Consider the following 24,769-nt stretch of genomic DNA (forward strand, 5'->3'; position numbering starts at 1 on the left):
TGCTAAGAGCTTTTGTTTTTTCTGTATTCTGCAGGTGTCTGCGAGGTTTCTCTCTTAAAGAGTTTGATAAAATGACTGGTGTTGGCGATGCCAACGTCGTACCCGACAGCATTTACCGTTATATCTGTCTGCTCAAGAAGTGTCTTGGCCTGCTGGATCCTGACATTGTTGAGATATTGAAGTGGTGAGTGGCCGTAGTAGTTTTTAAACTCACGACAGAGCCTGTATTTACTTATTAGGAGCCTCTGCTCAAGGTTATCTAAAGTAATAAAGGTGTTATATTCCTGATCAAGTATTGACTTCATCTCCTGGATATAGCCGGGAATACCGGGAGTAGCTGAGGGGGCAAGGGCCTTTGAACCTGCAAGATACCCTTCCGTGAGGATATCGGTCAGGATTCTGGCTCTTAGAAGCTCTGAGTCCGCTCCCTGCCTTAGCAGCAGCCTTTGCAGGTAGGAGAGCTGCGTTCCAATATGCTTTTCTTTAAATTCTATAACCTTGGATGAATGCTCTGTATATAATCTTAAGGATTCCCCTGATAACAAAAACAAATGGAAATAGCAGGGAGTACTCTTGGTGTCGAAGCGGAAATTCTCGTAAGGCCTAAGAAGTATCATGCTTCTCTCCGGCATCGTTATGCTGTCTTTTGTCTTTATCAAGGCATCCCCTTTTTCGATATATAATAATAAATAGAATGGATTATCGATACATTCAAAGGTGGTTGGGATACCGTAGGTAATGGCTCCGCCAAATACTGCTCTGAGGATAAGAGGATCCAATGACTCGCAGCCACAGGCCATGAATCTCTTGGTGTCAAGGACATCGGTAAAAGACGTGCCACTACCGAAGAGTCTGTGGAAACGGAAGATATTATTCAGTTCATCAATCGTGGTGTATTTTGCCGGTGTCATGATATTACTCCTGTTTATGGGACCATTATAGTAAGTAAAATAGGAAATATCAACCTAAAATTAACTAAAACGTTTAAGTTAATTAGGTAAAATAAGCTAAATAGATGAGTAAAAAGCTAAAAAATTAAAAGATAAATCCATTAACGCAAGAATGAGCTATAAAACGCAAGAATAATAGATGATTAAAAAAAGTAAATAATGTATTCTTCAATCAGTAAATGAAACAGAGCTCGTTTAAAGGAGGATGAATATGAAATTGAAAAGAGCTTTAGCGGTTACACTTATTACAATCATGGCAGCAGGTGCGGTTGCCTGCGGGGAGACAACCGTATCTGAAAGCGGTCAGGAGACAGGCACAGATACAGGTGCAGTAGCACAGGCAGAAGACGAGCAGGTAGCTACAGCAGATGCTCCTGTATCTGAAGCAGAGGGCATTAAGTCTTATGCTGATCTTGTTCTTGGTGAAGACTTTACTGATCTTAATACAGAGATCTCTTTCTTCAGCAACAGAACAGACCTTGATTCAGAGGATTATGGCGGAGTTACATGGAAGGAATACATTGAGGCCTTCAATGAAGTTTATCCTGATATCACAGTAAACGTGATCACAGATACAAACTACGCAGAGGATGCCAAGACACACCTTCAGTCAGGAGATTATGAGACAGTAATCCTCATCCCTGCAATTGACAAGGCTGACCTTTCTTCATACTTTGAGTCATTCGGAACTCTTGATGTTATGAACGGACAGATCAACTACGCAGATCACTGGGAGTACCAGGGTGAGGTTTACGGAGTACCTTCAACAGCAACAGCGCAGGGTATCGTGTACAACAAGAGAGTGTTTGAGGAGGCAGGCGTAACAGAACTTCCCAAGACTCCTGAGGATTTTCTGGCTGCTCTTAAGAAGATCAAGGAGCACGATGCTTCAATCATCCCTCTCTACACCAACTACGCAGCAGGATGGACAATGGGAAGCTGGGATGATTACACAGGAATCAGTGCAACAGGTGATGTTAACTACACCAACGGAACACTTCTTCATGAGAAGGATCCTTTCAGAGATTATGGCGATTCAACCCACCCTTACGCTGTATACAAGATTCTCTATGATGCAGTTGCGCAGGGACTTACAGAGGATGATTACTCAACAACCGACTGGGAAGGCTGCAAGGGTATGATCAACAGAGGTGAGATCGGATGCATGGTCCTTGGATCATGGGCTTATCCTCAGATGGAAGCTGCCGGAGAGAACGCAGCAGATATCGGATACATGCCATTCCCTGTAACAGTAAATGGCAAGCAGTACGCTCTTGCAGGTCCTGACTACTGCTATGGTATCAATAAGAATGCTCCCGATGATGAAAAGCAGGCAGGAATCATCTTTGTAAAGTGGATGACTGAGCAGTCAGGCTTCGTATACAACGAAGATGGTCTTCCAATCAAGGCAGGAAGCACTGAGACAAAGCTTTCATTTGACAATGTTGAATTCCTTCAGGAAGCACCTGCAGCAGAGGGAGAAGAGGATCTTCTCAATGAACTCAACTCCGAGTCAGAGCTCAACTACAGAGCAGGCGGTGACAGAAGAATCCAGCTCATCATCGAGCATGCGTCAATGGGCGATATGGAATTCGATGACATCATGAACGAGTGGAACGAGAAGTGGACACAGGCTCAGGAAGTTCTCGGCGTATCAGTAAATGAGTAACTGTTAAAACCAAGGAGGATGGGGCAATGAAATGGCTTAAAAGTAGAAAGGGACAACAGACTGTAATAATAATCAGCTTTATCACTGTCCCATTACTTCTTCTTGCTATCTTTACCTACCTGCCCTTTGCGCAGATGGTACAGTTTAGCTTTTACAAAATGAAATATCTTACACCACCGGACAAAAGAGTCTTTGTGGGATGGAAAAACTATATTGATGTGTTTACCAGAGACGATTGTTTCAAGGCATTAAAGCTCAGTTTCTATTACTGCGCCGGTGCACTGTTTCAGCTGGCACTGGCACTGTTTCTGGCAACGATCTTAAGCTTTGGGGTAAAGGGCGGAAACATCTTTAAAGGAATGATGTTCTTTCCTTATCTCATAAGCGGAATTGCTATCGGTTTTATCTTCAAGTTCTTTTACACAAGAGGATTCGTCCTTGATTCAATATTGGGGATCATTGGAGTGAACAAGGACATTCTTCCCTACTGGCTAAAAGATCAGAGTGTAAATAACTGGTCCCTGGTGGCGACATCTGTATGGCGCTACTTCGGACAGAACATGGTCCTTTTTATCGGAGCGATCATGTCGGTGGATGCTGAGCTATATGAGGCAGCTTCCCTGGACGGAGCAAATCGCTTCCAGCAGTTCTTTCACATAATTCTTCCGAGTATCAAGACCATTGTCACCTTAAACGTGATCCTGTCAATAACCGGATCCTTAAGTGCTTTTGAACCTCCGTTTGTAATAACGGGAGGTGCTAACGGAACAGGAACCTACTTCGTTATCATGAACGAGATTGCACATGTCACGCAGAAAGTAGGACTTGCAAGTGCCATGGCTGTGGTACTTCTGGTGATCATATTCATAGTCACCATATTGCAGAAACTGTTCTTTAAATATGTTTTCAGAGAGGCAGACGCATGAAGATAAGAAAGTTATTAATAAACATAATTAAATATCTGATCCTTGTATTCTTTGCGTTTGCAGCTGTGGTACCTGTAGTATCCTGCATATTTACGGCATTCAAGACATCGGAGGAGTATCAGACAACAAATGTAATTACACCCCCCTCAAACTGGTTATACTTCAATAACTTCGTCAAGGCCTTTCAGACAGCAAACATGGGCAGGGCATTTATGAACTCTCTCATAGTAATGGTGGTTGTTCTCGTGGTCTCTGTTGTAGTCGGAACACAGCTTGCTTATGTACTGAACCGCTTTGAGTTTTTAGGAAATACCCTCATAAGAAATCTGTTTTTGTTTGCATCACTCCTTCCGTCAATTGCCATGCAGGTTACAGTGTACAAGATCATGAGTACCCTGGGATTTGTAAATCACCTCTACGGCTATATCATCATGATGTGCGGAACTGATGTCATCTCCATATATATCTTCATTCAGTTTATGGAGAATATATCAAATTCAGTGGATGAGTCAGCAATCATAGACGGTGCTTCCTACTGGACGGTTTACTGGAAAATAATCCTTCCGCTTCTTAAGCCGGCGGTTGTTACAGCGTGCATATTAAAAGGAGTATCGGTCTACAACGAGTACTACTGCGCCAATCTTTATCTTATGGACAAGGAGATACGAACCATGTCCACTTCCCTTTATACCTTTGTTGGTCCCATGGGAAGCCAGTACAACCTGATCTGCGCAGGTGTCCTTATTTCGATCTTCCCGGCGTTTTTGGTATTTATCCTTTGCCAGAAGCAGATTTACAGCGGAATAACGCAGGGTGCAGTTAAGGGATAAAAGAGTTTTTGAGGTTTTGAAATGTTACAGGAAATACAAAAAGAGTTAACGGAACATATCATACCCTTCTGGAAAGGGCTTAGAGATGATGAATACGGCGGCTACTACGGCCTTATGGATTTTGATCTTAAGTTGGATAAAAAAGCCGAGAAAGGCGCCATACTAAACAGCCGCATTCTCTGGTTCTTTTCAAGGGCATTTAACGAGTTAAAAGACATATCGCTTCTTGAAGAAGCAGACCACGCCTACAGGTTTTTAAAAGACAAACTTGCAGGTGATGGAACAAAAGGAATCTGCTGGTCTGTTACCTACGACGGCAAGGTTCTCGATAGCACAAGACATACGTACAATCAGGCATTTGCCATATATGCTTTATCGGAATACTACAGAGCAACAGCTGAACCGGAGGCGCTTAATCTGGCGCACAAGCTCTTTTTCCTGATAGAGGAGATGTGCAGGGACAATGACGGTTATCTTGAGGCTTTTGATGAAGACTTTAACCTTCTTCCCAACGACAAGCTCTCCGAGAACGGAGTTATGGCTGAAAGAACCATGAATACAGCGCTTCACGTGCTTGAAGCCTACACGCTCTTATATGATGTGACAGATGATCCTGCCATCAAAAAGTGTATAGGAAAGAAACTCTCAGACTTGCTCCTTATCTTTAAGGACAGAATCTACAACAAAAAGAAACACAGGCAGGAGGTCTTCTTTGACATAAACTACAACTCTCTGATAGACCTTCACAGCTTCGGCCATGATATTGAAAGCTCCTGGCTTATCGACCTTGCGCTCGATACTCTTGGCGGTGAGTACCTAAGAGCAAAAGATGCAGAGGAGATTCGGAGTATGACCCTTGATATGTTGGAGAACACCTATAAAAAAGCCATGGTTGATGGATCTTTTGTAAATGAATGCGAAGCCGGAGTAAGGGATGATACCAGAATCTGGTGGGTGCAGTCGGAGGCCATGGTAGGGTTTGTAAATGGCTACCTAAGAAGCGGAAAGCCTGAGTATTTGCAGGCTGCAAAGAGCATATGGCAGTACACAAAGAGCCATATCATCGACAAGAGAGAGGGCTCGGAGTGGTTCTGGCAGGTTGATGAAAATGGAAATCCGGGCAAAAGACCTATAGTAGAGCCCTGGAAGTGTCCCTACCACAACGGCAGAATGTGCTTTGAAATGATAAACAGACTTAAAAAAGGAGCAGCAGATGATTCACGAAAAGTATTACGAGGAGCTTGAAAAGCAGGAGAGGCTTATCACAAGGAAGAATGAGCCGTCTGATTTTTATAACGGTCTGTATAACAGATATAAATATCCTGTTCTCACAAGAGAACATATTCCGCTTACCTGGAGATACGATCTTGATAAAGACGAAAATCCCTACTTCATGGAGAGACTTGGCGTAAATGCAGTCATGAATTCAGGAGCTATCTATCTGAACGGGAAGTATTACCTTGTTGCACGAATTGAGGGAAATGACAGGAAGTCATTCTTTGGAGTTGCAGAGAGTGAGAATGGAATAGACGGTTTTAGATTTTGGGATCATCCGGTTCTGTTGGAGGATACCTGCAAGGAAGAGACAAATGTTTATGACATGAGACTTACCCAGCATGAAGACGGATATATCTACGGAGTTTTCTGCTCGGAGAGTAAGGATACATCTGTAAGTGACCTCTCTGCAGCAGTGGCTTCGGCAGGAATTGTGAGAACAAAGGATCTAAAGAACTGGGAGAGACTTCCGAATCTTGTCACCTTGAGAAGCCCCCAGCAGAGAAACGTTGTTCTTCATCCTGAATTTGTAGATGGCAAGTATGCCTTCTATACAAGACCGATGGATGATTTTATTGAGACAGGAAGCGGAAGCGGAATCGGATTTGGGCTTTGCAGCGATATCACTCAGGCAGTGATTGACGAGGAGAAGATGACGAGCCTTCGTAAGTATCACACCATCACCGAGGCTAAGAATGGAGCCGGTGCTGTGCCTATAAAGACAGCAAGAGGATGGATACATATAGCTCACGGAGTAAGAAATACGGCAGCAGGGCTCAGATACGTTCTCTACTGCTTTGTGACAGATCTTAAGGACCCGTCCAAAGTTATCGCTGAGCCGTCAGGTCTTTTAATTGGACCCAGAGGTGATGAGAGAGTAGGAGATGTCTCCAATGTTGTGTTTACAAACGGAGCGATAGTTAATGAGAAAGAAGAGGTGTTTATTTATTATGCATCATCAGATACAAGAATGCATGTTGCAACAACCACAGTGGACAAGCTACTTGACTACTGTTTCAAAACCCCGCAGGATCCCGGCAGGTCGGTCCTGTGTGTAAGACAAAGAGACGATTTGATAAACAGAAACCTTGAACTATTGGGTAGTATAAACCAATCGTGAAGACAGTAGACCGTCCTAAGGAATCCACCGCAAGCGGTACCCCCTTAGGACCAAAAAGGAGAGAAAACTAATGAAGTACGAGATTTTCGGACCCGGAACAGAGCGCATGCCCTGGCAGGATAAGCCTGAGGGACTTAAGGGAGCTCCTATCTGGAGATACAATGCCAATCCCATAATTGACAGAAATCCTGTGGAGGGAGTTGCAAGAATATTTAACAGCGCAGTAATGCCCTATGAGGACGGATTCATAGGAGTTTTCAGAGGAGAGCAGACAAACGGTATTCCTACGATCTACATGGGCAGAAGCGCAGATGGAATTAAGTGGGATATTGATAGTGAGAAGATTCCTTTTACGGATGAAGATGGAAATCCCTTTATGCCTCAGTACGCTTATGATCCGCGTCTTGTAAAGGTTGAGGATGATTACTATATCATCTGGTGCCAGGATTTTTACGGAGCATCCATAGGAATAGCAAAGACAAGAGACTTTAAGAAGTTTGTGAGAATTGAGAATCCTTTTATTCCCTTTAACAGGAATGCAGTTCTTTTCCCAAGAAAAATAAACGGAAATTATATGCTGCTCTCAAGGCCGTCAGACTCAGGCCACACTCCTTTCGGAGATATCTTTATAAGCGAGAGCCCCGATATGACTTACTGGGGTAAGCACAGACATGTCATGGGCCCCAACGAGAACTGGTGGGAATCGCTTAAGATAGGCGGAGGAGCAACTCCGATTGAGACAAGCGAAGGCTGGCTTTTGTTCTACCACGGTGTTACCGGAACCTGCAACGGATATGTGTATTCCATAGGAGGTGCAATCCTGGATATAGACAACCCTTCTGTTGTTAAGTACAGGTGTGAGACATTTCTTTTGACTCCGCAGGAGTGGTATGAGGAGAGAGGCTTTGTGCCCAATGTCTGCTTCCCATGTGCAACGGTACAGAACAGGGAAACCGGACAGATCGCCATCTATTACGGAGCTGCCGACAGCTATGTTGGACTGGCATTTGGATATACCGATGAGATCATCGACTATATTAAGGAGCACAGTAAAACTTCCGAGACGGACCGTGAGATTGGAAGGCGGTGATTTGAGCGATGAGAGAAAAACCAATCATCACTTATTCAAAAGAGCCTGTGCTGGAGCCAAAAGAGGGTTGTGCCTGGGCGGATACGATGGTGCTGAATCCTGCGCTGGTTCTTGATGAAGACGGAAAGACCATTCACATGCTCTTTCGGGCAACAGGCCCCTGGCCGGAGGCTAATCTTAAAGGAAAGTCAGATCCATATCCGATATTCCTTGGATATGCAAAGAGTACCGATATGGGAGAGAGCTTTACAGCTGACTTTGAAAGACCTGCTCTTGCCCCGAAGCTTGCCTATGATGAGCAGGATATGTACGTGATAAATGATAAGGGAGAGAAAGTCATTAACTATGCCAACGGGTGCATAGAAGATCCAAGGCTCTTTTACATAGGAGCGCAGCTCTATCTGACCGTTGCCTGCAGACTCTTTCCTCCGGGACCTTACTGGGAAGGGGATAAGAGAAAAGACAACCTGCCTGACTGGGTTATGAATCCGGACTCTCCGGTGGGAGTTCTTGCCAGGAGAAATGATACTGTCACGGTTCTTTATAAAGTCAATCTTAATAAGCTGAAAAAAGGAAAATACGAAGAAGCATTCTCTTATGTAGGACCGCTTACGGACGGGAATCTTAGTGATAACAGGGACGTTTTCTTTTTCCCAAAGAGAATGAATATCGGTGGAACAAAGAAACTTGTTATGCTCCACAGGCCTGAGAGAAGCTATGAGTTTCCGACAGGTGAAGGTGTAGAAACTCCTGCTATCTTCCTGGCAGCAGCGGATGAGTTTGAAGACTTTGTCACGGCGGATGCTACCCACAAGCTGCTGGCAAAAAGTGAGTTTGACTGGGAAGAGGAGAGAGTCGGAGCAAGCTTTCCTCCACTGGATTTAGGAGATGGAGAGTGGCTCGTATCTTATCACGGAAAAGAGCTTCCGACTTACGGCTACACACAGTCATTCATGATACTTAAGGAAAGAGACGGTGACTTTCCCGAAATAAAACACCGTATGTCTGAAAGACTGATTTATGCAAGACAGAAATGGGAACTTCCCGATAAATTCCCATGCCCCTGTATCTTTACAACCGGAGCGGTGGTGGCAGGTGATGAACTGATCATGGGCTATGGAGCAGCTGATCAGAAGATCGGGATAGCTAAGGTAAATCTAAAAAATCTGACGGACTATGTTCGCGGATTTGACGCATGCGGAAACAGGACGGATTGACCAAGTAAACAGCGATTGAATTTGCGGTTTTGCAATCGCTGTTTTTTTGTTGCCCAAAATTGGAGGAGAGAATGAAAGAAAACAATCTTGAGATACTATTTTTGGAGCCTGTCTGCAAGCACACCATCTGGGGCGGAACAAGGCTGAAGGACGAGTTTGGATGCAATGAAGAAGGAAATGATATAGGAGAGCTGTGGGGAATATCGGCTCATCCAAGCGGTGATGTAACGGTGAAAAATGGAAAGTATAAGGGCATGCATTTGTCTGAACTGTGGGAGAAGCACAGAGAGCTCTTTGGAGATGAAGAAAGTGATGTGTTCCCGCTTCTGGTTAAGATCATTGATGCCAGAGACGATCTTAGCATACAGGTTCATCCCGATGACAGGTACGCTGCAGAACATGAAAACGGGGCTCTTGGAAAGACTGAGTGCTGGTATGTCCTTGATTGTCCGCCGGAAGCAAGTCTTGTCATCGGGCACAGCGCCAGAGACAAAAGTGAACTGGATGAGCTTATAGATCAGGGCAGATGGGGACAGCTTATAAATAGAGTTCCCGTAAAGAAAGGGGATTTTTTGCAGATAGATCCCGGAACGGTGCATGCGCTTACGAAGGGCTGCCTTATTCTGGAGACTCAGGAAAACAGTGACATCACCTATCGCGTCTATGATTACGACAGACTTGAAGGCGGAAAAAAGAGAGAACTTCACCTTGAGCAGAGTAAGGATGTGATCATGACTCCGGCAAGACCCATAGAAGAATGCCTGGTTCCTGCATGCAAAAGGGACAGAAGAGCAAACACCCTTCACAGTATTTACGGATGTGAGTATTACCACGTCTATGAGATGAAGGTTGAAGGACGGGCACAGATTTTAGGTGTGTCTGAATTCATGCTGGTAAGTGTTGTGGAAGGATACGGAGAAGTGGATGGATGCGCCATCTCAAAGGGAGATAGTTTTATCATACCAAAGGGATATGAGAAGGCGGGCTTTATAGGCAGCATGAAGATCATAGCATCAACACCGGGACAGAAGCAGCAGAGGAGAATAGGATGAAAAGAGATTACAGAGATGAGTTTGGAAAATGGAAAGAGGCAAGTCTTCTTGATGATGATCTTGTAGCTGAACTTTATGTTATGGAAGAGAATGAAGCAGAAATGGAGGATGCCTTTTATAAGGATCTTTCCTTTGGGACGGGAGGCTTAAGGGGCGTTATAGGCGCCGGTACAAACCGTATGAATGTCCATACTGTCATAAAGGCCAGCAAGGGAATAGCGGATTATTTAAATGACGAATTTGGTGATGAGAAAAAGAGCATCGCTATCTCTTTTGACTCAAGGATAAAGTCGGAACTCTTTGCAAATACAGCTGCAAAAGTCTTTGCCGGATGCGGGATCGATGTGTACATATATAAAGAGCTTATGCCAACTCCCTGTTTGTCTTTTGCAGTGAGAAAACTTGGGTGCAAAGCCGGAGTCATGATCACAGCCTCCCACAACCCTGCCAAATACAACGGTTACAAAGTATACGGTCAGGATGGATGCCAGATAACCACCGAGGCTGCAGCAAAAATCCAGGGGTATATCGATAAAGCAGATGCACTTGATGTGAGAATGGTCAGTGAGAGTGATGAAAGGATTTCTTTTGTGCCTGATGAAGTCTATGAATCTTTTATCAATGAGGTGTTAGGACTCTCGTTGATCGGCGAAGAAGATGGCGATAAAAGTGCGAAGATAGTCTATACTCCTCTAAACGGAACCGGAAGAAAGCCTGTTACAGATGTCCTTAAAAGAGCCGGATTTGTGGATGTCCATATTGTAAAAGAGCAGGAGAATCCCAATGGTAATTTCCCGACATGCCCTTATCCCAATCCTGAGATTCCCGAAGCGATGAGGTTAGGAATGAACTATGCGGAGGAAATAGGTGCAGACCTTCTTCTGGCGACTGATCCCGACTGCGACAGAGTTGGAGTTGCGGTAAGAGATAAAGAAGATTTTGTCTTGCTCACCGGAAATCAGGTGGGATGTCTTTTGCTAAACTACGTATGTGAACGCAGGATCAGCATGGGAACTATGCCAAAGAACCCTGTTATGGTCAAGACCATTGTCACCAGTGATCTCGGTGAAAAGATTGCTGATCACTACGGCGTAAAGACCGTCAATGTCCTCACGGGATTCAAGTTCATCGGAGAGCAGATAGGCCTTTTAGAATCACAGGGCAGAAAAGATGATTATGTCTTTGGATTTGAGGAGAGCTGCGGATATCTTTCGGGCACTCATGCAAGGGACAAGGACGGAGTTAACGCGTCTCTCCTTATTTGCGAGATGTTTGCATATTATAGAAAGATGGGTAAAAGCTTGGTCCGTGTACTTAATGAGCTCTATGAAAGATACGGTTACTATCTGAATACACTCTATAGCTTTGAGTTTGAAGGCCCCAAAGGGCAGGAGAAAATGAAGAACATCATGGAGAGATTCAGAAACCTTAAAGGAGAGCTGTGCGATCAAAAAGTTGCCCTGACCCTTGATTATCTTGATGGAGTAGATGATCTTCCAAAGTCAGATGTCCTTAAGTTCTCTCTTGAAACAGGTGCAGGCATAGTTGTAAGACCCTCAGGCACAGAGCCCAAGATCAAGATATACCTCTCGGTTCCGGGAGATGATAAGGCCGGTGCACAGAAAGCGGAAAAAGAATTGTCTGTTCTGATTGAGGAAAACATGACTACTGTGGTATAAAAGTATTATGAATACTTATATGGTTGAAAAATACAGACATCTTAACAGAGGCGCCAGGAAAGGCCAGATTTTGTTTGTGGGGTCATCTCTCATGGAGCACTTTCCTATAAATGAAATTCTTGTAAACAGAGGGCTTGACCTGGCAATCTACAACAGAGGCATAAGCGGATACACAATCCCTGAGCTTCTTGAGTCCATGAATGAGCAGATCTTTGACCTTGATCCTTCTGTCATCTTCATTAATATCGGTACCAATGATATCAGCAGACCTGAGGAGACCAAGGAGGATCTGTACAGGGATTATAAGGAAGTCCTGCAGCAGATAAAAGAAAAGCTTCCTTTGACGAAGGTCTATATGATGGCATATTATCCGGTAAATCCGGCTCTTGCCAAGGAAATACAAGCCTGGCCCGAGGCAGCAGAGGCAGCAAGGCTTCGTAAAGAGCGCCTTCCCGGGGCCAATGATGTTGTAAAAAAGCTCGCAGCAGAATTTTGCTATGAGTATATAGATGTAAATGAAGGTCTTTATGATGACGCAGGAGAGCTAAAACGCGAACTCTCAACAGATGGAATTCACATGTGGCCTGAGGCTTACGAGTTAATTTTTGACAACATGAAGGATTACTTGTCAAAAACAGTTGAAAAATGATTAAGGATAGTTTATACTATCTTAGTTGTTTGAGTTATGTATTTTAGGAGGAATATTTATGATTTCTGCAAGTGATTTCAGAAATGGTGTAACCATCGAAATCGATGGCAACGTATGTCAGATTATTGAATTTCAGCATGTTAAGCCTGGTAAGGGCGCTGCTTTCGTAAGAACCAAGCTCAAGGATATCATCAATGGCGGTGTTAAGGAGACAACCTTCCGTCCTACTGAGAAGTTCCCTGCAGCTCGTATTGATAAGAAGGATATGCAGTATCTCTATCAGGATGGCGACATCTTCAATTTCATGGATTCAGAGACTTATGAGCAGATTGGTCTTACTAAAGATCAGATCGGCGATTCTCTCAAGTTTGTTAAGGAGAACGAGACCTGCAAGGTTATGTCTTACAACGGCAACGTATTCGCAGTTGAGCCACCTATGTTTGTAGAGCTTACAATCACAGAGACAGAGCCCGGATTTAAGGGTGATACAGCTACAGGTGCTACTAAGCCTGCTACTGTTGAGACAGGTGCTAACGTATCAGTTCCTCTTTTCGTTAACGAGGGAGACGTTATCAAGATCGACACAAGAACCGGTGAGTACCTCTCCAGAGTTTGATAATACGTAACCATATCTGACGCAGTAAAGGTCATATTTTAATAGAAACTAATTAAGACAATAGGATTTTCGGCATTAAGCGCCGAGGGACTATTGTCTTTTCTTTTGCAAAAAATTTGATTTTAAAGGAGATTATTCAGATATGGAAATTAAGGAATTTAGCCGTGTAATGGCAAGAGAAGTAAGCGATAAATTAGGTGAGGGTGTTCAGATTGAGTGCACTGAGGTTTTAAAGAATAACGGAGTTGTGTACCACGCTCTTACCATCAGAAAGCAGGGGCAGAACGTTGCTCCCACGATCTACATCGATCATATGCTTGAGAAGTACAACAGAGGAACTATGCTCATGTCGCTGGTTGATGACGTGGTAGGTATGTATAACCAGTGTGCGCCGGCTGCAGATACAAAAGTGGACTTTTTTGATGATTTTTCAGTGGTTTCAAAGCATCTTTTCTTCAAAGCGGTGAATTATAAGAAAAATGAGAAAAAGCTTGAGAATGTGCCTGTAAAGAGAGTATTGGACCTGGCGCTGGTTCCCCTTGCACTGTTTGAACATCCAAGCCTGGGATCGGGCACAATAATAATTGAGAATTCACATCTTGATATATGGGAGATTACAGAAGAGGAGCTATGGGAGAATGTAATTGAAAATGCTCCCGGATTTCAGCAGGTTAAGATAAAGGGAATTATGGATGTACTTGAGAAAATGACAGGGATGCCGGCTCCGATACCGGGCGGAGGGGATGAACTCTGTGGCATATATGTGATATCAAATAAAGAAGAGTGCCTGGGGGCTGCCACTATCTTTTATCCCGACGTACTTAAAGGCCTTTCTGAGGACTTTGAGAGCGATATTTTTGTTATACCCTCATCAATCCATGAGTGTATTGTGATCCCTGATACGTTCCTCGGACTTGATGTGGAATATCTTAGAAGAATAATTCATGAGGTCAATGTAACTACTGTGGCTGATGAGGAAATCCTGAGCGATAACCTCTACAAATACGACAGGGACAGCGACAGACTCTTTATCGTCAAAGAGGCATGAAAAATGCACCCGACTGGACTCGAACCAGCAACAAAGGCGTCGGAGGCCTACGTTTTATCCATTAGACTACGGGTGCAACATAGATTATGATACCACACAAATGGTGACGCGTCACTAGTGCCAATTGGTGTACCAAGGCCTTCAAACTTGACTTGACCTGGGTTTACCATTAAAATCATTTTGGTGGTTTGTGCCAAACCAAAATTTCGAGGTTTTATTTTATGAGAAAAAAGAAGAATAGTGTAACAAATTGGAGAAATGAAAAGAAGGATATATTTGCTATCCTTGGTGATAATAAGAAATTCCTGATGCCGGCTATTTTAGTTATTGCAGTGATCATCACAGTAGTGATCGCAGTAAGTGCCAATCACAGAGCGACAGAGATCGCAGCAAACACTGCTGCTGAGGCAGAATCTACTACCTTTGAAGTAACAGAAGCTGCAATGGAAGAGAATGCTCATCCCGAAGTTAATGCCCTGGTTGAGAAATACTATGAGGCTTCCGCTGCAGGAGATGCAGATGCTCTTAAAGAGATATACAAGGGACTTGATGAGACAGAGATCCTAAAGGCTGTTGCTACTTCAGAGTATATTGAGAAAATCGATAACATAACAGTATATACCAAGCCCGGTCCTGTTGAGGGAAGCTATGTTGCTTACGTATACAATGAGGTTAAGCTCTTTGATTATGAGGGCAAGGTACCCGGTCTTGAGACTTTGTACATCTGCACAGATGAGAGCGGAAATCTCTACATCAACGGTGATATTGCCGATGCAGGTGAACTTGATTACATTAAGCAGATAAGTGTACAGGCAGATGTTATCGACCTTAATAACAAGGTTGCTTCAAGCTATAACGAGATGGTCAGCGGCGATGAGGCTCTTGCAGAGCTTCTTACCAAGATGCGTTCAGGAGTTCAGGTTTCCGTAGGAGAAGCTCTTGCTACATCAGAGGCTACAACTCCCGAGGATAATGCTGCAGAGGAAGCTTCGGAAGAAGAGACAGAACCAGGCAAGACAACCATTACCACAAGGATCATCAAGGCTACAGATGTTATCAATATCAGAAGCTCCGATTCAGAGACTGCGGATATTTTGGATAAGACTACACAGGGCCAGGAGTTTAAAGAGCTGGAAGCTCTTGCGAACGGATGGAGTAAGGTTGAGTATAAGGGCAAGGAAGCTTATGTAAAGACTGAGTTCTTCGAGGTTGTTTCTGAGGAGACGACAGTAGTTGATAATGGCGAAGAGAATACAGAAGAGGCTGACAATGCATCAGCTGCAGCTGCTTCTTCAGCATCAACGGATTCATCAGCTGCTGCTTCTTCATCTGCTTCAACGGAGAGTTCAACCAGTGTTTCATCTGCCAAGACAGGTAAGATGACAGTTACGGATTCTGTTAAGTTCCGTAAGGGACAGAGCACTGACAGTGAGGCTATTACAACAATTTATGCCGGTTCCACTGTAAATGTTATTGAGCAATATGCCAGCGGATGGGCTAAAATAGAGTATAATAATAAGACAGGATACGTTAAATCCGAGTTCCTCAAAGACTGATAAATACATATTCCTTCCAAGGAGGTAACATCTATGTTTGGACGTTTGAAAGTTGCTATCATGGGAACCGGCAAGATTGCCGGAACAATGGCAGAGACACTAAAGGAAACCAAAGGTGTTACGTGTTATGCAGTTGGATCACGAACATTAGAAAATGCCGAGAAATTTGCCAGGGACTATGGCTTTAAAAAGGCCTATGGTTCTTATGCGGAGCTTGTTGCAGATCCAAAAGTCGATCTAATCTATGTTGCAACTCCGCATTCGGAGCATTATGAGAATGTTAAGCTTGCTATTTCCGCAGGCAGAAACGTTATCTGCGAAAAAGCTTTCATGCTCAATGAAAAGCAGGCAAAAAAGATCTTTGAATTTGCTGAGGAGGAAAAGGTTCTTGTCACAGAAGCTATCTGGACAAGATATATGCCCATGAGGACCAAACTCATGGAGATCCTTGCCAGCAATGTCATCGGTGAGCCCACTATGCTCACAGCTAATCTCAGTTACAATATCGCTTATAAAGAGAGGATTCAAAAGCCTGAGCTCGGTGGGGGAGCTCTTTTGGATCTTGGTGTTTATTGCCTTCATTTTGCATCCATGGTATTCGGAAATGATGTAAAAGACATTGCATCAATATGTACCTTTAACAATCTCGGAATGGATATGCAGGACAGCATCACACTCAGATATGCTGATGGAAAGATGGCTGTTTTAAATGCCACAGTTCTTTCAACGGGAGACAGAAACGGTGTCATCTACGGAAGCAAGGGCTTCATCGTAGTTGAGAACATCAACAATCCTGAGGCTATTGCTGTATATGACAACAACTACAACAAGACTGCCTATTACAAGAGACCCAAGCAGAAGACCGGCTATGAGTATGAGATCGAAGCCTGTGTTAAGGCTATCGGAGAAGGATGGCTTGAATGCCCGGATATTCCTCATGCCGAGACTTTGAAGATTCTTAACATGATGGACTTTATCAGGAATAACAATCACATCGTATTCCCGGGTGAAGATGATAATAGTGAAGCTATAGAAACACCCGCAGAGACTACTGATGAATCTGTAGAGGTAATTGAAACTATACCGGAAACAGAGGCTGAGGCTTCTGAAGAAATTTCAGAAGCAGTGGAGCAGGGAGAGTATGAAGAAGAAGTTAATTCTGGGGATGATACTTCTGGCACTGACGTTTAATCAGTTTTCTTTCGTCAGTTTCGCAGATGAAACTGATGATGCTATTTCTGAGATGAGGGAGAGGGAGGCCGAGACACAGGCGGCCATCTCCAATCTTCAGAAACAGACCAAGGAAACAAAGGAAGCAATCAGTGCCCTTGAAGGTCAAAAAGAGCAAACACAGCAAAGCGTAAGCAATCTGGAAAGCCAGAAGAGCTCTCTTCAGAGCACCATAAATGGCTATTCCAGTAAGTTAGAAACGCTTAACAGCGAAATTGACGAGGCTGAGGCGGCAATGGCCGTAGTCTCTGCTGAGATAGTATGCCTGAATAATGAGCTTGCAGAGGCTCAGAAGCAGGAAGCAGACAGATATGCACTTCTCAAAAAACGTCTGCAGTCTACCTACGAGAGTGGAGGCTCATCAGGACTTATCCGTGTTCTACTTGAATCCGGATCTATTGGTGAACTTCTGACCAAGTTTGAGTATCTAAATGCAATTGTCAGATATGATCGCACAAAAATAGCTGAATATCAGGGACTTCAGGCTCAGATCGAGGAGCAGAAAAGAGTTGTTGAGGAAAAGGAAGCAGAGCTGGATGCTTATCAGGAACAGCTTGATGAGAAGCACACAGAACTGTCAAACCTCACTGATGAAGTAAAGGGGCAGCTCTCTTCAACCAAGAATTCGCTTTCGAGTGAGAAGAACAAGCTTTCAAGTTATGAAGATCAGCTAAAAGAGCTTGATAAGAAAATGAAAGATCTCGAAGCTCAGACAGCAGCAGCTCAGGCAAAGCTGGCTCAGCAATTGGCAGAGCGCCTTGCTCTTTCAAAGGAAAACCTGGGTGGTTCCTATGATGCCAGTGAACAGGAGCTTATCTGGCTGGCAGCTACCATACAGGCCGAGTCGGATGGTGAATCCTATACAGGTAAACTCGGCGTAGGCTCAGTTATCATGAACAGGGTAAAGAGTTCGGCTTTCCCAAATACAGTCATAGGCGTTATTACGCAGCCTATGCAGTTTGCACCCTACAGATCGGGAAAGGTTGAGTTCATCATTGCAAATGGCCCAAATTCCACCTGTATAAGGGCAGCACAGGAAGTTTTGGCCGGTGCCCGTATCGGAGACTACCTTTTCTTTATGACTCAATATTGGGCCGATTATTACAGAATAAAGAACTATACAATGATAGGTCACCATGCCTTCTTTTATCGCTGGGAGACCTACGATCCGCCTGCAGAGGAAACTCCACAGGAAGACCCTGCACCACCTGAGGAAAATCAAGACAATGGCGGCGGTGAAAATACAGAAAATACAGAAAACCAGGAAGAAAATTCCGAGTCCTCAGAAGGTGGCGACGATAGCGGTGAGAGCAGTGAAAACAGTGAGGATGGCGGAGAAAACAGTGAAGAAAGTTCCGGAGACGGAGGATAAATTAAGCCCCATTACAGCATAAAAACTGTAATGGGGTATATTTATAAAAAACTCTTGCGCTTTAAACTATCAAAGTGTATAATTGTATACAATTATTGATGCTAACGAAATATAGGAGGAAGTAAAGCTATGTCATACGTAGATGAAGTCTACAACTACGTTGTAGAGAAAAACCCGGCTCAGCCTGAGTTCCATCAGGCAGTTAAGGAAGTGCTTGAGTCACTTCGTGTTGTTATTGAGGCTAATGAAGAGGAGTATCGTAAGGACGCTCTCCTTGAGAGACTTGTAACTCCTGAGAGACAGATTCTTTTCAGAGTACCTTGGGTTGATGACAAGGGACAGGTACAGGTTAACAACGGTTTCCGTATCCAGTTCAATTCAGCAATCGGACCTTACAAGGGAGGACTTCGTTTCCATCCTTCAGTAAACCTTGGTATCATCAAGTTCCTTGGCTTTGAGCAGATTTTCAAGAACTCACTTACAAGCCTTCCAATCGGCGGTGGTAAGGGTGGATCTGACTTCGATCCTAAGGGCAAGTCTGACAGAGAAGTAATGGCATTCTGCCAGAGCTTTATGACAGAGCTTTTCAGACATATCGGTGCTGACACAGACGTACCTGCCGGAGATATCGGTGTAGGCGGACGTGAGATCGGCTTTATGTACGGACAGTACAAGAGAATCAGAGATACATACGAGGGTGTTCTTACAGGTAAGGGACTTACATACGGCGGATCACTTGCTCGTACACAGGCTACAGGATACGGCCTTCTTTACCTTACAGAGGAGCTTCTTAAGTGCAACGGCTCTGACATCAAGGGCAAGACAGTAGTTGTATCAGGTGCAGGAAATGTTGCTATCTACGCTATCGAGAAGGCTCAGCAGCTCGGTGCTAAGGTTGTTACATGTTCAGATTCAACAGGCTGGATCTATGATCCTGAAGGAATCGATGTAGCTCTTCTTAAGGAAGTTAAGGAAGTTAAGAGAGCAAGACTTACAGAGTATGCAGCTGCAAGAAGCTCAGCAGAGTACCACGAGGGCAAGGGTGTTTGGTCAGTTAAGTGTGACGTTGCTCTTCCTTGCGCAACTCAGAACGAGCTCCTTCTTGACGATGCTAAGCAGCTGGTTGCTAACGGCGTTCAGGCTGTATGTGAGGGTGCTAACATGCCTACATCTATCGAGGCTACAGAGTACCTCCAGAGCAACAAGGTTCTCTTTGTTTGTGGTAAGGCTTCAAATGCCGGTGGTGTTGCAACATCAGCTCTTGAGATGAGCCAGAACAGCGAGAGACTTTCATGGACCTTCGAAGAGGTTGATGCTAAGCTTAAGCAGATCATGGTTAACATCTATCACAACATTGATGACGCTGCAAGAAAGTATGGCATGGAAGGCAACTACGTTGCAGGTGCTAACATTGCAGGCTTCCTTAAGGTTGCTGAAGCTATGAAGGCTCAGGGTATTGTTTAATAAATAACCCTCCAATTTGATTTAACCGACAATAATAAATCCTCCGGTAATTGCTTACCGGAGGATTTTTTATTTATTGCTTTATTATTCTTTAGCAGATTCTTTTAATAACTTTTGTATCTCACCTTCTGTATCAAGAGCCATAACCTTGGCTGCAAGATCGTCAGCTTCCTGCTTGGTCCACTTGGAGATGATACATCTCGCTGTAAGAACAAGAACAGGATTTACTGAAAACTCAGTAAGACCAAAGGAGATGAGAAGAGGTATCATAAGCGGATCTGCAGCTGCTTCTCCGCACATTCCAACAGGTATTCCCGCTTCAACACCGCACTCTATTATGTGCTTGATGGAGCGAAGAACCGATGGCTGGAAGGTTGAGTAGAGATATGCAACATCTGCATTTCCTCTGTCAACGCTCATGGTGTACTGTGTCAAGTCATTGGTACCGATTGAGAAGAAGTCCGACTCTTTTGCAAGAAGGTCAGCAATAAGAGAAGCAGAAGCAGTCTCTACCATGCAGCCTACTTCAATATCCTTGTCATAGGCTATACCGTTTGCATCGAAGTCTTTCTTGATCTCGGCAACCATCTCTTTTACTGCACGGATTTCTTCTACGCAGGTTACGAGAGGAACCATGATCTTAACCTTACCGAAAGCGCTGGCTCTCACAATAGCACGAAGCTGGATCATGTAGTTGTCTCTGTTTCCGAGACAGTACCTAACAGCTCTGTATCCGAGGAAAGGATTCTCTTCCTTCTTGATGTTGAGGTAAGGAATATCCTTGTCTCCTCCAACGTCGAGAGTTCTGATTATCACAGGCTTGCCACCAAGAGTCTCAGCTGCTTCTTTATAAGCTGCAAACTGCTCGTCCTCTGTGGGCATCTTGGTGTTGTCCATGAACAGGAACTCTGAGCGGAAAAGACCTACACCTTCACCGTCACATTCAACAGCCTTCTTGGCATCTTTTGGAGTTCCGATGTTGCAGAAAAGTTCGAGATTTATTCCGTCTGCAGTCACAGTCTCTTTTCCAAGGAAGCCCTTGAGCTCAGCCTGTTTCTTGATGTAATCCTCTCGCTTAATGATGTACTGTGAAAGAATGTCTCCCTCGGGATTGATGTAAACATTTCCTTCTGTTCCGTCTACAATAGCAGTGTCCTTGTCTTTTACAAGGGTTGTAATGTCAGGGACGGAGAGTACTGCGGGAATTTCCAGAGCCCTTGCAAGGATAGCGGAGTGGGAGGTCTTGCCTCCAACCTCTGTTATGATACCTGCTACGTTTTCCTTGACTATCTGTGAAGTCATGGAAGGAGTCAGGTCTCTTGCAACCAGGATAGTTCCCGGTGCAACCTTGCTGATATCAATGTCTTCAATCCCAAGAAGGATCTTGAGAAGGCTGACCTTGATATCGCTGATATCTGAAGCTCTCTGACGCATCATGTCATCATCCATTTTGGAGAACATTCCGATGAACATGTCGCAGACAGCTTCTACAGCAGACTCTGCGCACTGACCTGCGGCGATCATCTTACCCATTTCTCCGGACATGGAGGGGTCAGACATCATTACAAGGTGTCCCTCAAGGATCTCAGCCTCTTTGGGACCGATGCGCTTTCTGATATCCTCAGCCATTTCAGCGGTTTCTTTTTTGAACTGCTCAACAGCTTTGTCAAAGCGCGCTTTTTCGCTTTCTGTGTCTTCTACTTTGACAGCATCATACTTGAGCTCGTGCTCAGTAATAACACAGATGCTGCCGATTCCGATTCCGCGGGATGCGGCGATTCCGTTGTACATATCAGTCTCCTAATCCACTCTCAACAAGTTCAATAGCTTTCTTAAGTGCATCCTGTTCGTCAGCGCCGTCGCACTGGATCTCGATCTCAGCGCCGCACTTGATGCAAGCGCTCATAAGCATCATAACGCTCTTTGCATCATAAGCTGTTCCGTTAAAGACAACCTTTACATCACTTGCAAAGGGAGTCATAGCCTGTGAAAAGACACTTGCCGGACGCATGTGCATTCCCTGTTCGTTTGTTACTGTGATTTTCTGTGATACCATAATCTGTTTTTTCCTTTCTGTTAATCAGACAATAATAAAGCTGTTAGTTTATTTTATGCTTCCTGAGCATTCTTTTTAAGAATACCAAGAAGAAGACATCCAACTGCAGATCCTACTAAAAGAGCTACCAGGTACATTGCAACGTTTCCTACTACAGGGAATACGAAGATTCCGCCGTGAGGTGCCATAAGTGTGCACTTGAAGGCCATTGAGAGAGCACCTGCAACTCCTGATCCAACAAGAAGTGAAGGAATTACATGGAGAGGATCAGCTGCTGCGTAAGGGATAGCACCCTCTGTGATGAATGAGAGACCCATAATGAAGTTAACAGGGCCGGACTTTCTCTCAGCTGCAGTAAATTTCTTCTTAAAGAAGATGGTTGCAAGAGCGATGGCAATAGGAGGAACCATTCCGCCTACCATGATTGCTGCCATGATCATGTAACCTGTCTCGTTCTGGTTAGCAAGTGAAGCAAGACCGAATGCGTAAGCAGCCTTGTTGAGAGGGCCACCCATGTCTGTTGCCATCATTGCTCCAAGGAGTGCACCAAGGATGATGATTGATCCGTTTGACATTCCTGTAAGAACACCTGAGATCCAAGCGTTAAGTGCACCAACAACAGGATTGATGAGGCACATAACAAGACCGATAAGAAGTGTTCCGATGAGCGGATAGATAAGTACAGGCTTGATTCCCTCAAGAGCAGGAGGAAGAACCTCACATACCTTGCGAAGACCAAGAACAATGTAACCACCTACAAAACCTGCTACAAGAGCACCAAGGAAAGCTGAAGGAACGTCGCCTCCGGGAGAAGCGAATGTAGCACCGGTTGATGCAAGATAACCACCTACGAAACCAACTGCAAGACCTGGACGGTCAGCAATACTCTGTGCAATAAAGCCTGCAAGAATAGGAAGCATGAATCCGAATGCAGCGCCGCCGATTGACTTAAACCATGCAGCTACAGGTGTGTTTGAACCAAAGTTACTTGGATCGATTGAGTAGTCATCCAAAAGGAATGCGATAGCAATAAGGATACCGCCACCGATAACGAATGGAAGCATATGTGATACACCGTTCATAAGGTGTTTGTATGCTTTTCTTCCTGCACTCTCATTTGATGTTGTCTCTGACTTTGTAACTGCGCCTGTGTGATGGTAAACAGCTACGTCACCTGTCTGAGCCTTCTTGATGAGATCTTCAGGACCGTGGATAGCTTCTTTGGTAGAAGCGATGATAACCTTCTTACCATCGAATCTTCCCATTTCGATGTTCTTGTCAGCTGCTACGATAACAGCATCAGCATCAGCGATTTCTGCTGCTGTAAGGACATCCTTTGCTCCGCCTGAACCGTCTTTTTCTACCTTGATGTCAATGCCCATCTCTTTAGCCTTGAGCTCAAGAGCCTCAGCTGCCATGAAGGTGTGAGCGATTCCAGTAGGACATGCTGTAACACCGACGAGCTTTCTAATTGAAGGAGCAGCAGGAGCAGCAGGAGCAGCAGCGGCTGCTTTCTTCTGAGCTTCTTCAGCATCCTTTGCAGCTTCCTTACTATCAATTATAGCAAGGAATTCATCAGCTGTTTTAGCATCGATGAGCTTTTGTGAAAAACTCTGATCCATGAGAAGTGTCATCAGCTTTGAGAGCACTTCAAGATGTGTGTCTGCTGCTGTATCAGGTGCAGCTATCATAAAGAAGAGCTTACTTGGGTTTCCGTCAAGTGACTTGTAATCAATTCCAGCAGGAATTGTCATGGCAGTAACGCCTGCTGTTGCTACAGCTGCTGACTTTCCGTGAGGAACTGCGATTCCCATGCCAACTGCTGTTGAACCCTTTTCTTCTCTTGCGAGGATTGCTTTCTTAAACTCCTCCGCATCCTTTAAGTTACCAACCTTTGAATGGAGCTCGATGAGCTTGTCGATTGCTGCATTCTGGTCAGCGGCATCTACGCCGAGCGCAATGCCATCCTTTCTTAGTAAATCTGTGATTTTCATAGACCCTCCTTTTGGCTTTTTGCCGTCATAGTATCCCCTTTACAAAATCTATTCCTCTTTAAAGATTTTTATAAAGCTCGAGAATTGCTTCTCCTGTGGCGAGATCGTCTGAGAAAGCAGTAGCTGATCCTGCTGCAGTACCCATCTTAAGAGCTTCTTCATAACTCTTATTCTTAAAGTATCCTGCGATGAAGCCTGCTACCATTGAATCTCCTGCGCCAACGGAATTTTTAACCTTGCCCTTTGGAACTCCGATGCGGAACTTTTCTCCGGTCTCGGCTATGAGCATTGCTCCGTCGCCTGCCATTGAGATAAGTACGTTCCTTGCACCAAGCTCCTGGAGCTTTTTGGCATAGAATTCAATCTCGTCATCAGTCTTAAGCACTGTGCCAAACATCTCACCAAGCTCGTGATTATTTGGCTTTATTAAGAATGGATGATATTTAAGGACATTCTTTAAAAGATCCTTTGTCGCATCCACAACGACATCAACTTTTTTATCTGCAACCAGAGCGATGAGCTTTTCATAGACATCGTTTGGAAGAGAATTCGGAATGCTGCCGGCCAGAATGATCATGTCGCCGTCTTTAAGAGCAGCGACCTTGTCAAAGAGCTTTTTCCTGGCATCTTCAGGAATCTTGGGCCCCTGAGCATTTATCTCTGTTTCGGCTTCGCCCTTGATCTTTACATTGATCCTGGAGATTCCTTCATCCAGCTGGATGAAATCTGCGATGATACCTTTTCCGATAACGCTTTCCTCAATAGCCTTACCGGTAAAGCCTGCAGTGAATCCAAGAGCAGTGCTCTCAAGACCGAGGTTTTTAAGAATTGTTGAGACATTAATGCCTTTGCCACCAAAGTAACAGTCTTCGGAATCTGAACGATTGGTCATCCCCGGAAGGAGTTTGTCGCTCATTCTTACGATGTAATCAATGGCAGGATTAAATGTAACCGTATAAATCATTTGTGCCTCCCT

21 protein-coding genes and 1 tRNA gene are annotated in these 24,769 nt (G+C 44.4%); 16 read left to right on the forward strand and 6 right to left on the reverse strand.

What is annotated here, in order from left to right; genetic code table 11:
* Positions 1-2 precede the first annotated feature (2 nt).
* Positions 3-911, reverse strand: a complete 909-nt coding sequence (locus tag G632_RS21315) for a helix-turn-helix domain-containing protein (RefSeq protein ID WP_022769488.1) — start codon at positions 909-911, stop codon at positions 3-5.
* A gap of 250 nt (positions 912-1,161) precedes the next feature.
* Between G632_RS21315 and G632_RS0112020 the strand changes: the two genes are divergently transcribed.
* The 12 genes from G632_RS0112020 (at position 1,162) to G632_RS0112075 (ending at position 14,121) form a co-directional block, all read left to right on the forward strand.
* Positions 1,162-2,619 carry an ABC transporter substrate-binding protein gene (locus G632_RS0112020; RefSeq protein ID WP_022769489.1) on the forward strand — a complete coding sequence of 486 codons (1,458 nt, stop codon included), beginning with the start codon at positions 1,162-1,164 and terminating at the stop codon, positions 2,617-2,619.
* Between the two features lie 26 nt (positions 2,620-2,645).
* Positions 2,646-3,545: a carbohydrate ABC transporter permease gene (locus G632_RS19935; protein WP_022764539.1), complete on the forward strand. Its 900-nt coding sequence runs from the start codon at positions 2,646-2,648 to the stop codon at positions 3,543-3,545.
* A complete protein-coding gene (locus G632_RS0112030) occupies positions 3,542-4,375 on the forward strand; it encodes a carbohydrate ABC transporter permease (protein ID WP_022769490.1) in 834 nt (277 codons plus the stop codon). Before G632_RS19935 ends, G632_RS0112030 begins: the two co-directional genes overlap by 4 nt.
* Positions 4,376-4,396: 21 nt before the next feature.
* On the forward strand, positions 4,397-5,620 hold the full coding sequence (locus G632_RS19940) for an AGE family epimerase/isomerase (protein ID WP_022769492.1): 1,224 nt from the start codon (positions 4,397-4,399) through the stop codon (positions 5,618-5,620).
* Positions 5,589-6,770 (forward strand): glycoside hydrolase family 130 protein, encoded by a 1,182-nt coding sequence (locus G632_RS0112040; protein ID WP_022769493.1) that lies wholly within the window; start codon positions 5,589-5,591, stop codon positions 6,768-6,770. The genes G632_RS19940 and G632_RS0112040 overlap by 32 nt, the downstream gene beginning before the upstream one ends.
* A gap of 70 nt (positions 6,771-6,840) precedes the next feature.
* Positions 6,841-7,860 (forward strand): glycoside hydrolase family 130 protein, encoded by a 1,020-nt coding sequence (locus G632_RS0112045; RefSeq protein WP_022769494.1) that lies wholly within the window; start codon positions 6,841-6,843, stop codon positions 7,858-7,860.
* A gap of 8 nt (positions 7,861-7,868) precedes the next feature.
* Complete coding sequence (locus G632_RS0112050; RefSeq protein WP_022769496.1) at positions 7,869-9,077, forward strand: hypothetical protein; 1,209 nt, start codon at positions 7,869-7,871, stop codon at positions 9,075-9,077.
* 71 nt (positions 9,078-9,148) lie between these two features.
* On the forward strand, positions 9,149-10,129 hold the full coding sequence (locus G632_RS19945) for a type I phosphomannose isomerase catalytic subunit (protein ID WP_022769497.1): 981 nt from the start codon (positions 9,149-9,151) through the stop codon (positions 10,127-10,129).
* Positions 10,126-11,808 (forward strand): phospho-sugar mutase, encoded by a 1,683-nt coding sequence (locus G632_RS0112060; protein ID WP_022769498.1) that lies wholly within the window; start codon positions 10,126-10,128, stop codon positions 11,806-11,808. Before G632_RS19945 ends, G632_RS0112060 begins: the two co-directional genes overlap by 4 nt.
* 7 nt (positions 11,809-11,815) lie before the next feature.
* Positions 11,816-12,457: a GDSL-type esterase/lipase family protein gene (locus G632_RS0112065; protein ID WP_022769500.1), complete on the forward strand. Its 642-nt coding sequence runs from the start codon at positions 11,816-11,818 to the stop codon at positions 12,455-12,457.
* Positions 12,458-12,515: 58 nt separating this feature from the next.
* Complete coding sequence (efp, locus tag G632_RS0112070; RefSeq protein ID WP_022769501.1) at positions 12,516-13,073, forward strand: elongation factor P; 558 nt, start codon at positions 12,516-12,518, stop codon at positions 13,071-13,073.
* Between the two features lie 142 nt (positions 13,074-13,215).
* Complete coding sequence (locus G632_RS0112075) at positions 13,216-14,121, forward strand: DUF5688 family protein (RefSeq protein WP_022769502.1); 906 nt, start codon at positions 13,216-13,218, stop codon at positions 14,119-14,121.
* Positions 14,122-14,125: 4 nt separating this feature from the next.
* Here the strand turns inward: G632_RS0112075 and G632_RS0112080 are convergent.
* Positions 14,126-14,197 (reverse strand) — tRNA-Arg (locus G632_RS0112080).
* Positions 14,198-14,342: 145 nt separating this feature from the next.
* Here G632_RS0112080 and G632_RS0112085 point away from each other — a divergent pair.
* The 4 genes from G632_RS0112085 (at position 14,343) to gdhA (ending at position 19,743) form a co-directional block, all read left to right on the forward strand.
* A complete protein-coding gene (locus G632_RS0112085; protein ID WP_022769504.1) occupies positions 14,343-15,677 on the forward strand; it encodes an SH3 domain-containing protein in 1,335 nt (444 codons plus the stop codon).
* A 45-nt stretch (positions 15,678-15,722) separates the two neighbouring features.
* Positions 15,723-16,868 carry a Gfo/Idh/MocA family protein gene (locus G632_RS19950; protein WP_081647155.1) on the forward strand — a complete coding sequence of 382 codons (1,146 nt, stop codon included), beginning with the start codon at positions 15,723-15,725 and terminating at the stop codon, positions 16,866-16,868.
* A complete protein-coding gene (locus tag G632_RS0112095) occupies positions 16,819-18,279 on the forward strand; it encodes a cell wall hydrolase (RefSeq protein WP_022769506.1) in 1,461 nt (486 codons plus the stop codon). Before G632_RS19950 ends, G632_RS0112095 begins: the two co-directional genes overlap by 50 nt.
* 129 nt (positions 18,280-18,408) lie before the next feature.
* On the forward strand, positions 18,409-19,743 hold the full coding sequence (gdhA, locus tag G632_RS0112100) for an NADP-specific glutamate dehydrogenase (RefSeq protein ID WP_022769508.1): 1,335 nt from the start codon (positions 18,409-18,411) through the stop codon (positions 19,741-19,743).
* An 84-nt stretch (positions 19,744-19,827) separates the two neighbouring features.
* Here the strand turns inward: gdhA and ptsP are convergent, their stop codons facing one another.
* The 4 genes from ptsP to pfkB are packed head-to-tail and all read right to left on the reverse strand — an operon-like array spanning position 19,828 to position 24,757.
* Complete coding sequence (gene ptsP / locus G632_RS0112105; protein ID WP_022769509.1) at positions 19,828-21,534, reverse strand: phosphoenolpyruvate--protein phosphotransferase; 1,707 nt, start codon at positions 21,532-21,534, stop codon at positions 19,828-19,830.
* A 1-nt stretch (position 21,535) separates the two neighbouring features.
* On the reverse strand, positions 21,536-21,799 hold the full coding sequence (locus tag G632_RS0112110) for an HPr family phosphocarrier protein (RefSeq protein WP_022769511.1): 264 nt from the start codon (positions 21,797-21,799) through the stop codon (positions 21,536-21,538).
* A gap of 53 nt (positions 21,800-21,852) precedes the next feature.
* On the reverse strand, positions 21,853-23,793 hold the full coding sequence (locus tag G632_RS0112115) for a PTS fructose transporter subunit IIABC (RefSeq protein ID WP_022769512.1): 1,941 nt from the start codon (positions 23,791-23,793) through the stop codon (positions 21,853-21,855).
* A 58-nt stretch (positions 23,794-23,851) separates the two neighbouring features.
* Positions 23,852-24,757, reverse strand: coding sequence for a 1-phosphofructokinase (pfkB, locus tag G632_RS0112120; RefSeq protein WP_022769513.1), 906 nt, complete (start codon positions 24,755-24,757; stop codon positions 23,852-23,854).
* Positions 24,758-24,769 lie beyond the last annotated feature (12 nt).

The sequence above is a fragment of the Butyrivibrio sp. NC2007 genome (assembly GCF_000421405.1).
In the GTDB taxonomy this organism is placed as follows: Bacteria; Bacillota; Clostridia; order Lachnospirales; family Lachnospiraceae; genus Butyrivibrio.